This is a genomic window from Halobacillus sp. B23F22_1 (genome assembly GCF_043497005.1).
GTDB lineage: Bacteria > Bacillota > Bacilli > Bacillales > Halobacillaceae > Halobacillus_A.
Genome location: NZ_JBIEKE010000002.1, coordinates 1,111,961 through 1,124,701, shown reverse-complemented (window position 1 = coordinate 1,124,701; position 12,741 = coordinate 1,111,961). Strand labels below are relative to the sequence as shown.

General features: G+C 39.1%; 13 protein-coding genes and 1 pseudogene. 9 read left to right on the top strand and 5 right to left on the bottom strand.

Annotated features, from left to right (window positions below; genetic code table 11):
• Positions 1-2: 2 nt before the first annotated feature.
• Positions 3-1,697 (bottom strand): ribulokinase, encoded by a 1,695-nt coding sequence (locus ACGTNH_RS13490; RefSeq protein WP_394587399.1) that lies wholly within the window; start codon positions 1,695-1,697, stop codon positions 3-5.
• A gap of 11 nt (positions 1,698-1,708) precedes the next feature.
• Positions 1,709-2,401, bottom strand: a complete 693-nt coding sequence (gene araD, locus ACGTNH_RS13485; protein ID WP_394587398.1) for an L-ribulose-5-phosphate 4-epimerase — start codon at positions 2,399-2,401, stop codon at positions 1,709-1,711.
• A gap of 469 nt (positions 2,402-2,870) precedes the next feature.
• Here araD and chvE point away from each other — a divergent pair, with 469 nt between their 5' ends.
• The 3 genes from chvE (at position 2,871) to mmsB (ending at position 6,722) form a co-directional block, all read left to right on the top strand.
• Entirely contained in the window at positions 2,871-3,959 is a 1,089-nt protein-coding gene (chvE, locus tag ACGTNH_RS13480) for a multiple monosaccharide ABC transporter substrate-binding protein (RefSeq protein ID WP_394587397.1), read from the top strand.
• A 69-nt stretch (positions 3,960-4,028) separates the two neighbouring features.
• Positions 4,029-5,564: a multiple monosaccharide ABC transporter ATP-binding protein gene (gene mmsA / locus ACGTNH_RS13475; protein ID WP_394587396.1), complete on the top strand. Its 1,536-nt coding sequence runs from the start codon at positions 4,029-4,031 to the stop codon at positions 5,562-5,564.
• A 3-nt stretch (positions 5,565-5,567) separates the two neighbouring features.
• A complete protein-coding gene (mmsB, locus tag ACGTNH_RS13470) occupies positions 5,568-6,722 on the top strand; it encodes a multiple monosaccharide ABC transporter permease (RefSeq protein ID WP_394587395.1) in 1,155 nt (384 codons plus the stop codon).
• A 271-nt stretch (positions 6,723-6,993) separates the two neighbouring features.
• On the opposite strand, the gene ACGTNH_RS13465 is transcribed toward mmsB, so the two are convergent.
• The gene (locus tag ACGTNH_RS13465; protein WP_394587394.1) at positions 6,994-7,953 is read right to left on the bottom strand and encodes a helix-turn-helix transcriptional regulator; all 960 of its coding nucleotides are present in this window, start codon (positions 7,951-7,953) and stop codon (positions 6,994-6,996) included.
• Between the two features lie 195 nt (positions 7,954-8,148).
• Here ACGTNH_RS13465 and ACGTNH_RS13460 point away from each other — a divergent pair, with 195 nt between their 5' ends.
• From ACGTNH_RS13460 to ACGTNH_RS13445, 4 genes are all read left to right on the top strand, one after another.
• A complete protein-coding gene (locus tag ACGTNH_RS13460; RefSeq protein WP_394587393.1) occupies positions 8,149-8,715 on the top strand; it encodes a dihydrofolate reductase family protein in 567 nt (188 codons plus the stop codon).
• A 401-nt stretch (positions 8,716-9,116) separates the two neighbouring features.
• Positions 9,117-9,416: a TIGR04104 family putative zinc finger protein gene (locus ACGTNH_RS13455; RefSeq protein ID WP_394587392.1), complete on the top strand. Its 300-nt coding sequence runs from the start codon at positions 9,117-9,119 to the stop codon at positions 9,414-9,416.
• A 193-nt stretch (positions 9,417-9,609) separates the two neighbouring features.
• Positions 9,610-9,765, top strand: a complete 156-nt coding sequence (locus ACGTNH_RS13450; RefSeq protein ID WP_394587391.1) for a hypothetical protein — start codon at positions 9,610-9,612, stop codon at positions 9,763-9,765.
• A 131-nt stretch (positions 9,766-9,896) separates the two neighbouring features.
• Positions 9,897-10,118 (top strand): glycosyl-4,4'-diaponeurosporenoate acyltransferase CrtO family protein, encoded by a 222-nt coding sequence (locus ACGTNH_RS13445; protein ID WP_394587705.1) that lies wholly within the window; start codon positions 9,897-9,899, stop codon positions 10,116-10,118.
• Here the strand turns inward: ACGTNH_RS13445 and arr are convergent.
• Positions 10,115-10,531, bottom strand: coding sequence for an NAD(+)--rifampin ADP-ribosyltransferase (arr, locus tag ACGTNH_RS13440; protein WP_394587390.1), 417 nt, complete (start codon positions 10,529-10,531; stop codon positions 10,115-10,117). The two genes, ACGTNH_RS13445 and arr, sit on opposite strands and share 4 nt — an antisense overlap.
• A 205-nt stretch (positions 10,532-10,736) precedes the next feature.
• Positions 10,737-11,393 (bottom strand): annotated as a pseudogene (locus tag ACGTNH_RS13435) (glycosyltransferase).
• Positions 11,394-11,524: 131 nt separating this feature from the next.
• On the opposite strand from ACGTNH_RS13435, the gene ACGTNH_RS13430 reads away from it, so the two are divergent.
• Together ACGTNH_RS13430 and ACGTNH_RS13425 are read left to right on the top strand one after the other, a co-directional pair.
• The gene (locus ACGTNH_RS13430; protein WP_394587389.1) at positions 11,525-12,076 is read left to right on the top strand and encodes a DUF1697 domain-containing protein; all 552 of its coding nucleotides are present in this window, start codon (positions 11,525-11,527) and stop codon (positions 12,074-12,076) included.
• A gap of 79 nt (positions 12,077-12,155) precedes the next feature.
• Positions 12,156-12,614, top strand: coding sequence for a DinB family protein (locus ACGTNH_RS13425; protein ID WP_394587388.1), 459 nt, complete (start codon positions 12,156-12,158; stop codon positions 12,612-12,614).
• Positions 12,615-12,741: the final 127 nt, after the last annotated feature.

Sequence of the window (12,741 nt, the reverse complement as noted above, 5' to 3'; positions counted from 1 at the left end):
CTTTATTTCTGCATCGTAAACTTATTTTCGGTTTGAGAGCGGATCGCTTTTAATTCTTTCATAACTTCATTTTCTCCACGGCCGAAGTAGTCATGGAGTCGTTCGTATTCATTGTACAATCGCTCGTAGAGGTCGACGTGGGCAGGAATCGGTTCAATCACTTCTTCTTTTACTCGCGACATTTGACCCGAAGCAGCTAAAATAGTGTCATAGCCGCCTGCCTCACCGCCGGCAGCTACAGCTCCGAACATGGCGGCTCCTACAGCCGGCGTTTGAACCGAATCTGCAATTTTGATGCTTCGATTTGTCACATCCGCATAAATCTGCATGAGTAGTTTATTTTTTTGCGGCAGTCCTCCACACGCATACAATTCATCTACTGAAACCCCTCTTTGGTGAAGGGCGTCAACGATCTTGCGTGTGCCAAAGGCGGTTGCCTCAAGCAATGCACGGTACACTTCTTCAGGTTTCGTTTGCAGCGTCATTCCGGCAATCATACCGCCTAACTCCGTGTCCACGAGAACAGAACGATTGCCATTCCACCAATCAAGCGCAAGAAGACCGGTTTCACCCGGTTGATATGTAGCCGCTTGTTTTTCCAGCCATTGGTGGACATTGATTCCTTCTTCTTTTGCTTTCTCATGTACATACAAGGGGACTTGCTCGTTAACAAACCAGCCAAAAATATCGCCAACAGCCGATTGACCGGCTTCATACCCGTAGTAGCCGGGGATGATTCCATCTTCTACTACTCCGCACATGCCCTCCACACGTTTTTCTTCTTCCCCAAGCAGCATGTGGCAGGTCGATGTCCCCATCACCATTACCATTTTTCCGGGTGTGACGACTCCCATCGCCGGCACAGCTGAATGGGCATCCACATTCCCAACGGCTACGGCCATGCCTTCACGCAGTCCGGTTGCCGCGGCCATATTCTTCGTTACCCCGCCAGCTTTCGTACCAAGAGAATATACGTCACCCCTTAGTTTAGTATCAGGTAAATCCTTCATAAGGGGATGGAGCAAGCCAAAAAATTCATTATCCGGATACCCTTCTTTTTTATTCCAAATCGATTTATAGCCTGCCGTACAGCTATTCCTTTTTAATTCTCCGGTTAACTGAGAAATCACCCAGTCAGTTGCTTCAACAAATTGATCGGTTTGTTCATAAATTTCCGGCGCCTCTTCAGCAATCTGCCAAATTTTAGGGATCATCCATTCCGAAGAAATCTTACCCCCATAACGGGCAAGGAATTCTTCTCCCCGATTGTCAGCAATTTCGTTCAAACGATTCGCATGGTCCTGGGCGGCATGATGCTTCCATAGCTTAACCCAGCTGTGCGGATGATCTTTAAGCAAAGGATCAAAACACAGGGGCTGCAGATTTTCGTCAATCGGCAGCATCGTGCAGGCAGTAAAATCAATCCCTAACCCAATCACATCGTTTTTGTCGACACCTGAAATTTGCAGGACATCAGGAACAGACCGGCGAATAACTTCTAAATAATCGTCCGGGTGCTGCAGCGCCCACTCATAACCTAACGGAATATTCTGATGAGGAAGTCTTTCCTCTATGACACCGTGAGGATAAGGTGTGACGCTCTCTGCTATTTCTTTTCCATCTGATAACCTTACTAATACCGCACGACCTGACTCTGTTCCATAATCAATTCCAATCGAGTACTTTGAATGCTTCATCGCTTTCCCTCCTAATTCGTTTGTCCATAATAAGCAGCTGAACCATGCTTCCGTAAATAATGTTTATCTAATAAAGCCTGATCCATATCTTCCACTCGCTGGTCAAGCTGATGAGAGAGAAGAGCCATTTTCGCCACTTCTTCTAAAACGACTGCATTGTGGATGGCTTCGGACGGATCTTTCCCCCAGATAAATGGAGCGTGCTTATGCACAAGTACTCCCGGGACGTGATTGTAATCCAGCTCTTTAAATGTTTCTACAATCACATTTCCCGTTTGTTCCTCATAGTTTTGATTAATTTCTTTATCTGTCATTGTTCGGGTGCATGGGATGGAGCCGTAAAAATAATCAGCATGTGTCGTACCTAAGGGCGGAACTGCTTTTCCGGACTGAGCCCAGGACGTTGCCCACGTAGAGTGAGTATGAACGACCCCTCCGATATTCTTAAAATGTTTATACAGCACTAAGTGGGTCGGGGTATCTGACGAAGGATTCAATTTTCCTTCCACCACGGCTCCGGAAAAATCAACCACGACCATATCGTCGACAGTCAGATCGTTATAAGCAACCCCGCTCGGCTTAATAACGACTAGTTCTTCATCTCGGTTGACACCGCTTACATTTCCCCACGTAAAAGTTACCAGGTTGTGCTTAGGTAAATCCAAATTAGCTTGTAGTACTTGTTCCTTAAGTTTTTCTAACAAATAAATCATCCTTTCTACTTGTACGTATATTTTATGTGATTAAATCGATAGTACAACAATCTATACGTATATTCAAATTATTTTTATTCACATCAAATAAATCTACATCACATTGCGTAGAAAATTAATTCCTCCTCAAACATTTCCGCCTTCTTTTATTACGTGATCTTTTTATCACATAAAAATCAGACCTCACCCTCTTTAGACAATTTCCGTTGAACTGAATCTGCCTTCCCGAGAGCCTTAATTCAAGGAATATCCTGATTTCAAAATAAATTGTTTAAATCTTCAAATTTCTAATTGCCAAGACTATACTTTTGTTTTAAGATAGACGTACGTATAAGGTGACTACATATAAAATTATTCTTATACGTACCTAATCTTCAGCGGTAAACACACCGGTATTTATGTAAGCGTTAACAAATACTTTGTGGTGTTTCCCTAAGTAATTTTACAAGGAGGATGGATAATGAAAGGTCTAAAGTGGACGATGTTCCTTATGCTGTTAGTGGCTGCTGCTTTAACAGGATGCAGCAGTGATGCCGGTAGTAGTGGGGATGGAGACGGAAATGATCAGACTGTCGGGATTGCGATGCCGACTAAATCTTCAGAACGCTGGGTTAAAGATGGTGAAAATATGAAGGCGGATTTTGAAGAGCTTGGCTATGATGTGGATCTTCAATATGCCGAGGACGTAGTGGAAAACCAGATCTCTCAAATTGAAAACATGGTAACAAAAGGCGTAGACATTCTTGTAATCGCTTCCATTGATGGAGAGGCTTTAACGGATGTTCTGACGCAGGCTGAAAATCAGGAAATTCCAGTGATTGCGTATGACCGTCTTATTATGAACAGTGATCATGTCAGCTATTATGCCACGTTTGATAATTTTCAAGTCGGCGTCCTGCAGGGTGAGTATATAGAAGAACAACTAGAACTGGACAGTACAGACGAAACTTTTAATATTGAGCTTTTTGCAGGTTCACCTGATGATAATAACGCTTATTTCTTCTGGGATGGCGCCATGTCTATCCTTCAACCTTATATAGATGATGGGACTCTCGAAATTCAAAGCGGGCAGGACAGCTTTGAACAAGGCGCTACATTACGCTGGGATGGATCAAAAGCCCAGGAGCGAATGGATAACTTATTGAGCGCTCACTATTCCAGTGAAGATGTCGATGTCGTGTTATCTCCTTTTGATGGCATCAGCCGTGGAGTCATCTCTTCATTAAAAGGTGTTGGATATGGTTCTGACGATAAACCGATGCCGATCGTAACCGGACAGGATGCCGAACTGGCTTCTGTGAAGTCGATTATTGCTGAAGAACAAACGCAGACGGTGTTTAAAGATACCCGCGAGTTGTCTTTAAAAGCAGTGGATATGGCCGACTCTGTCCTAAACGAGGAAGAGCCGGAAACTAATGATACTGAAACATATGATAATGGAGAAAAAGTTGTCCCTTCCTACCTGTTAGAGCCCGTATCTGTTGATCTCGAAAACTATGAAGAAGTACTAGTAGAAACGGAATATTACACAGAAGAGGAATTGCAATAGATAATTTGTAAGTTGCTCTGGTTTATCCTGAGCAACTTCTTATTTTATTTAGTAAAGAGGTGATTGAACTTGTCTGAATCTATATTAAAAATGCATTCCATAACGAAAAAATTTCCCGGTGTTAAAGCATTAAGTGATGTAAATTTAAACGTTAAAGCAGGGGAAATACATGCGCTGATCGGGGAAAATGGAGCGGGGAAATCTACATTGATGAAAGTCCTGAGTGGTGTTCATGAGCACGGTACCTATGAAGGAAATATTATTTTTCAAAATAAAGAATGCACTTTTAAAAATATCAATGAAAGCGAAGAAGAGGGCATTGTTATTATCCATCAGGAGCTGGCTTTAATTCCTGAGCTGTCCATTGCCGAAAATATCTTTCTAGGGAACGAAAATAAAAAGAAAGGAATCATTAACTGGAATAATACGATCGTGGAGACAAAAAAACTTCTTCAAAAAGTCGGCTTGAAGGTGAGCCCACAGGAAAAAGTCAAAGATATTGGTGTCGGGCAGCAGCAATTAGTCGAAATTGCCAAAGCCCTTTCTAAAGACGTAAAACTCTTGATCTTAGATGAACCTACAGCTGCCCTCAATGAAGAAGACAGCGAAAATCTATTAAACTTATTACTCGAATTTAAAGAGCAGGGTATGACCTCCATCCTCATTTCTCACAAATTAAAAGAACTACTGAAAGTATCAGACAGCATCACCGTTTTAAGAGATGGAGAAACCATACGCACGTACCACATGAATGAGGATGAGATCACACAAGCCAAGATTATTAAAGATATGGTCGGTAGAGACTTAAAAAATCTCTATCCGGAAAAAGCTGACTCAATCGAGGAAGAAATCGTATTCGAAGTCCGCAATTGGTCCGCTTACCATCCTGTAGATTCTGAGAGAAAAATTCTCCATGACATCAACCTCCATTTGAAAAAAGGAGAAATCCTAGGGCTTGCAGGTTTAATGGGCGCCGGCCGTACAGAACTTGCGATGAGTATTTTCGGCCGCTCTTATGGCAAGAAAATTACAGGCGAGATTTATAAACATGGCAGAAAAATAACGATAAAAAATGTAAATCAAGCCATTACGCAAGGATTGGCCTATGTATCGGAAAACCGAAAAGAATACGGATTAATCCTCATGGACAGCGTAAAAAACAACTTAACCTTGGCCAATCTGAAAAATGTTTCAAGAAATTCCCTGCTCGATAAAAATAAAGAAGTCACAGAATCAGAAACACTCAGAGAGAAAATGAATATTAAAACACCATCCATAGAACAAAAAACTTTGAACTTGAGCGGGGGGAATCAACAAAAAGTCGTATTAGGAAAATGGATGTTCACAGATCCGGATATATTAATTCTGGACGAGCCCACTAGAGGAGTGGACGTAGGAGCGAAAGCGGAAATATACAAGATCATCAATTCTCTTGCTGAGCAGGGCAAAAGCATCATCGTCATCTCGTCTGAACTTCCCGAGCTATTAGGTATTTGCGATCGAATTTACACCATCTCGGAAGGAAGAGTTACCGCAAACATCGAAAAAGAAAACGCCAATCAGCAAACGTTGATGGAACATATGACTGATAGTTGGGGGTCGTAATTTATGGAAAATGTAAAATATCTAATAACGAATAACGTCAGGAAATTCGGTATGATCATTGCGTTGATCGGGATCATGATACTCTTCCAAATCCTTACCAATGGAATACTTCTTACACCACTGAACATTACAAATATTATTATGCAGAACAGCTACATCATTGTACTAGCGATCGGCATGATGCTCATCATTATTACAGGGGAAATCGATCTGTCCGTCGGTTCCGTTGCTGCTTTTGTTGGGGCTGTCTCCGGGGTTTTGTTAGTATCCTGGGATCTCCCTGTACTCGCAGGGATTCTCCTCTGTTTAGCATTAGGTGCCCTGATCGGAGCGTGGCAGGGATTTTGGGTCGCCTATATGAATATCCCATCTTTCATCGTTACTCTTGCGGGAATGCTGATTTTTCGAGGATTAACGCTGATCGTATTAGACGGCCAGACGATCGCACCCTTCCCAGAAGGTTTTAGAAGTTTAAGCTCTGCTTTTGTGCCAGATATATTCGGAGGAGAACTGCAGATCCTAACCATTTTAGCCGGGGTCGTCTTATCAGTTATTTATATTTTTAATGAACTTAAATCACGAAGAAACGCTCTTAAATACAACTTTGAAACTGCTTCTTATCCATTATTTATACTTAAATCAGCCGTTATGCTGGTCGTCATCAACGTGTTCACTTACGTCCTCGCTTTGTATCAGGGTCTGCCTTATGTGCTGATTGTTTTATTTGCCCTGATTATCGGCTATACCTTCGTCATGAATAAAACCGTGCTCGGCCGTCACGTCTATGCCGTCGGCGGCAATGCTAACGCTGCTCAGCTCTCCGGTGTAAAAACGAAAAAAATGAAGTTTCTTGTATTTGTTAATATGGGTGTACTGGCTGCTTTAAGCGGGTTAATCTTTGCCGGCAGACTGAACGCCGCCACCCCGCAGGCCGGTAATCTTTTTGAACTTGATGCCATTGCGGCTGCAGTAATCGGCGGAGCTTCCTTCACAGGGGGAGTCGGTACCGTATTCGGTGCAGTAATCGGAGCCCTCGTTATGGGTGTTTTAAACAACGGAATGTCTTTAATGGGAATCGGAATTGATTGGCAGCAAGCGATCAAAGGCCTCGTGCTTTTGGCAGCTGTAGCTTTTGATGTATTAAGCAAAAACAGGTAATATTCACAAATACTTGTTCGTAGAATCTAAAAGCTTTAAGATAATAAATGAATAGACGGTATAGTTTCACCAACTTAGCAAGGTATTTATTGAAAAAACGCTCTGATTATTGGAATCAGGGCGTTCTTCTTAAGTTCACGGATTTGTTGGGTAGCCACTCGTTATCCTGCGTAGATGACAGCAAAGCACCTCATACTGGCAACTTTCCTGTGAATAAGAGTGCTTTTCCATTTAATATTTTGATAACACAATTGAGTATCTATTTAGATACTTATCTATATAAACCCAGTATTTCTCTTGCTCTATTTTTAACTTTATCAATTAAATTCAATGGGGAAAGAATTTTTACTTGATTACCAAAACCAACTATAAAATTAACAGCTTCATCTTCAGTATTGAAAGTCAATTCTAGTTCTGTCCAGTAATGGTCTCTAACTTTCCCATCATCTGCTTGAACGAAGCGACCAGTAAACCTAATTCGTTCAAGTGCCCAAGGAGAAACTGTCACCTTCACACAAAACTCAGGTAGACTCTGCACGAATTGCTTTTTGGATTCCTCCCAATGGTCAATAAGTTTAAAATCACGAGGCCTGTTAAATGGTTCATTTATTAATTCACATTCAGTAATTCGAGTGATTTTATAGTTTCGCAATTCATCATAGCTATTCATTGATACGACATACCAAGTGCTTGATTTGGCAACTAGTCCTAGTGGTTTAATTACATATTCTATTGTTTCCTCATTTGCTTTGTGGTAAATAATTTTCACTTTTTTATTATTCATAACTGCTTCTTTCAATACTTTCATGGCGGGGTTTATTTCAATTTTAGTATTCCTCCAACTGCCCATATCCACATGGACTCTTTCCCAAAGTTTTTCCGCACTTTGCTTGGTTTCTTCTGGTAATGATAACAGTAGTTTATCCCTGAGATCCTTTGAGGAAGGACCCATATTTAAATCATTAATAATCTTTTCAGCATGAGGCAAAAATAGGGATAGCATTTCTTTTTCTTTCAACCAACTTAATCTTTGTTTCCAGTTATCGACAAGCCGCCACCCTCCTGCTTGTCCTCTTTCAGCATAAATTGGGATACCAGCAGCGCTTAATGCTCCCATATCCCTATGGATGGTCCTTTCGGAAACCTCAAGTTCTTTTGATATTTCTCGAGCAGATACGATTTTTCCATGTTGTAAAAGAAGTAAAATCTTAATTAACCTTTCAGCTCTCATCAGATATTCTCCTTAATCTTTTCAATCATGACATTACATGTCATATATCTAATTTAATATATAGGTACACTAAAAGAAAGGAAGGGATGCACTAAGAAATTAGAAAATCACACAGATATGTTAATGATTAAACTCTTGCCGGATAATTTATTAAAGCATGAAGGGATTTATAAGCTTATGAAGGGATGAAGAATTATGTCCAATAATGGAAGACAAAGAAGAGTACTTTTAGATTTAGCAGTCACTTTAGATGGTTTTGTGGAAGGAGAAAATGGTGAAGTAGATTGGTGCATTATGGATCCGGAGATGGAATTCACAAATTTTTTAAATGAAATTGATACAATTTTATATGGGAGAAAAAGCTATGATCTGTGGGGGGAGTATCAAGCGGAAGAAGGCTCTGAGTCAGAAAGAGAATTGTGGGAACTGATCCAAAGCAAAGAAAAGTATGTGTTTTCGAGAACACAAAAAGGGTCACAAAATAAAGCAATATATATAAACGATAATATTTTTGAAGAAGTGAATAAATTAAAAAATAGGCCAGGAAAAGACATCTGGCTTTATGGAGGAGCAAGTCTTATTACAACTTTTGTGAATTTGGGGCTTGTTGATGAATTTAGATTATCTGTTCATCCTGTTGTTTTGGGAGAAGGAAGACCTTTATTTGTAGATATAAAAAAGAGGATCAACTTAAAGTTGGTTAATTCAAAAACGTTTTCATCTGGAGTTGTACAACTGATTTACGATATTGATGAAAAGTAATTATAGTAATGTGTTTTATATCTAAATAAATTATCATTAAAGATTCTCCAATATTTCCAATACGGGAAGCCAGGGGACGGTTCTAGCGCTTGCGACAAAGGCATATGAATCACCCGCTGGTCGAATCATAAAATAAGGGGGCGTTCTCTAACAGGGGATCGATTCCTTTTTTATTAAAATGGATCTGGATATTGGAAGCCTCAGTTGATATTTAATAAATATGGTTATATTTTCCTTGTTTATATGGATCTGATATGGTTTAGTTAATTCCCCTTAGTCTAGAAAAAAGGAATGTAAGGGCATTTTTTCTGTCATATCTCCTTTAGAAATTAATCATTAAAGAGATTATTCTCTAGTAGATTTTCTAAACGCAAGGATGCACAAGTCAGGAGGTTTTCAATGTGCCAACTTGTCAGGAGTGTAAAGTTGAATGGTCTTGGTATCGGACAATAAAACAAGCACTGAAGTTGAAGTCTAAAATCACTTGTGGGAGCTGTGGTCAAAGGCAGTATTTATCTGAGAAGTCTCAATTTAAACATGCCATGCTATCAGTCAATTTAAGTATTATTTTAGTATCGGTTTACATTACAACTGATGCATCAATTATTCTGAATATAGTTTTTTTTATTATAGGTATTACCATTTTGAGTATAACCTCTCCATTTATAACGGAATTATCTAGCAATAAAGAGCAATTATAACTTACCTCGAAAGCAATTTTTTCGTTAAGTTAGTAATTCTGTAATTAAATGATCCGATTGAAAGTTTAAATTATTAGCTGAGACTCTTTATAATGGTGTAAATGCGATAGAACAATTCCATCGGTCAAATTATTCTTGGTAAAGTGATAGAATAGCGATTAAAGGATAAAGCCCTTGGGTATGGAGGTGTATTATGCAAAAGGCAATCACAGTTCATTATCAATCTGATAAAAAGAATAACTTAAGTGAGTTAAATGAACTTCTTCAAGAGGGATGGAAAGTTGTATCCCAGAGTCCGGTTGGATTAGTGCCAATGGTATCTTCACTTGTTATTTTGGAGAAAAATTAGGGAACAATACTTCGGAATTCATTGATGATAAGGTGTACTATAGGTTGAATTACCGCCTTTGCAAAGGTAGAGGCAATACAACATTTAAATGATAGGACAGCCTTGATTTGAAAGGTGAAACAGAGAGGGAAGTGTTATGTTATTTTAGGTTCTTTTTATTCTTGATTGCTGTTTTTTTCACCCCTTTCTTTGGTATAGCTTGGGACTATGTGAACCCTTCTGGTCAGGTAAAGATGGCATTGATATCCTCGATTGTTAACTTTATAATTCAAATACCATTTTGCTTAATTCAAAGATACAACAGGCCTAGACTCTTTACCATTAAACTTGCATTAAAGGCGGATCTGGTTTAATCATAAATTACAGCTTTTCCTTGTTCACGTAACTTTTTTAAGGATGCTAGCATATGGTTGATTTCTTCTATAGAATGTCTTTCCCACGAGCTTAATTCGGCAATAATTTTTAAAGGTGATTTAGATCTATAAGAACGCGTGGGGTTTCCAGGAAATTTTTGGTCGGTTAAGTTCGGGTCATTTTCAAAATTTCCTAGTGGTTCTACAACGTAAATCCTTTCTTTCGAGTTAGATTTTGCTAATTCAGCGCCCCACTTAGCAGCATCTAATGATGCGGTGAAATAAATATAATTTGATTTTTTGTCTTGGTAATTTGATAAGTGGTGTGGTTTTAGTAACTCTCCAAGTTTTAAATGTACTTTTGTCCCATGAAAAAAAGGTCCTTTATCTAAAGCATTTTTTTGGTCATTCATACTGAGACCCTCCTATATTTTTATATATATTAGTATAGGTCAGGAGTGATATAAAGGGTAGTCTATAAATAAATAACAATTAATAGTATAATGAAAGTAGAGAAAAGGATTTCGAACGCCGGTAATCATACATTAATTTTGAATTTATGGAAGGTGGAATCTTCCACAGTCCGTGCCATTATTTTTATTTCTTATCAATTCGGACCTATGCAGAAGTTTCTGTTCTAAACTTCTCTGGAAATTGCTTCACAACTGCCTCAGAAATAGCATCTGCCATTGTAATAATATGGGTGACCCCATCATCAATCGCCGCAATTCGTTCATCCCACTCTTTTTCTAAGCTGGCTGATAAGTCATCCGCTACCAATTCCAAGTGCATATACAGCATTTCTTTTAAGTCTTTATTTTTCAAATGAGGGTTGGCCTCGCTTAGAAAAGCAGCTATATCATCCGCATTTCTATACCATTCTTCGTTCAGCTGAGTAACCATGTCTTCCTTTCCATTCTTGGCTGCATCTACAATTTTGTCAGCAATCACGATATGTTCTTTTAGTATAGCTGTAAGTTTGTTCCCAGCTTCTTCTCCGTATACCGACTTAACAGCATTTCCTATATCCTCCTGATTTTTTAGAAGTCTTGATAATACTTGTTCTTGATCCTCAGCGCCTGCTGTTGTGGCACTGGCAATGTAATTACTTGTCCATAAGACATGATCGATCCAAAGCCTTCAGAAATCATTTTGGAACTTCACTTCTGATGCAGTAATTCCATGTTCCTGTGTTTCAGATTGAGCATGAATGGCTCCAGGCAGCATACTTAGTATGGTTACCATAATTAAAGCCATCAATAATAATTTCTTCATTATGTTTACTCCTTCCGAAATAAAAAGTTCTTTCATATTTTTGTTAGGAGCTGTTTTTTCATTCAACATATTTAATGATCTTAAGTTAATCGAGCAAATTCATATAACAAATGTAAGAAAGGAAGCTGATTATGACTTATGTCGCTCTTCTTCGAGGGATTAATATTGGTGGAAGAAATAAAATTAATATGAAACTGCTTAAACAAACATTTGAAAAAGCAGGGATGCATAATGTTGTTACATATATCAATACAGGAAATATTATTTTTTCAAAGGAAGATCATTCCAAAAGTGAACTAGCAACTATTTTAAAAGAGGCGATACATGAAGATTTTGATTTACAAATTAAAGTTGTAGTTCGTAGTTTAGATGATATCACAAGGATCATTAACGAAATTCCTGAGAAATGGAAAAATGATAAAGAGATGAAAAGCGATGTTTTGTTTTTATGGGATGAAGTGGATAATGAAACAGTACTAAATAATTTGGTCATTAAGCCAAATATTGATACGGTGAAATATGTTCCGGGCGCAGTTTTATGGTCGGTAAATAAGAAGAATGTAAACAAAAGCGGAATGTCAAGAATTGTTGGCTCAAAGATTTATAAACAAGTTTCGGTAAGAAATGTAAACACAACTCGTAAGATATATAAACTCATGCAAGAACAAAACAGTGAGATGTGAAAAAAAGCAAGTCCGAGCTGGAAGTTTGTGGACAACTAATTGGAAAGCTAGAATGAAAGGTGAGAAGGGAGATGATTGCATGAACGAAGAACAGATTTTTCAACAGATTGACCTGGTAAGAAAAGGAACATTGAAGTTAGCAGACGGAGTTTCCGAAGAACAGGCTGATAAACAGCCGGAAGGTTTTAGTAACACGATTCGCTGGAACCTGGGACACATTTATGTAGTGCAGAACTCATTAATTGCTAAGTACGGCGGCAAACCGATCGAAACACCTTCCCGCTACCTGGAACTTTTCGCACCAGGAAGTAGACCGGCCGATTGGCAGGGAGACGTTCCGTCACTTGCTGAATTAAAGCAGGTTCTTGAGGAACAGCCACCCAGGCTAAAGGAAGTGCTCACCGGACAACTGGAAGATGAAGCGGCTGAAGAGTTTTTATCCCTGCCTACAGTGGGAGCGCTCGTTAATTTCACGTTGTACCATGAAGGGGTACATACGGGTACGACTAAAGCATTGAAAGCAACTACGTCAGAATAAAAAGGGAAAGCCGGCTAAAGTGACAGCCGGTTTTTTTGTTGCGAGTAGAGCACAAACTGAATTGAATGAGTTACAAATAAAATTTATTGTTTATCCATATAAAAAGAAGGAGGATGCCCTATTATAG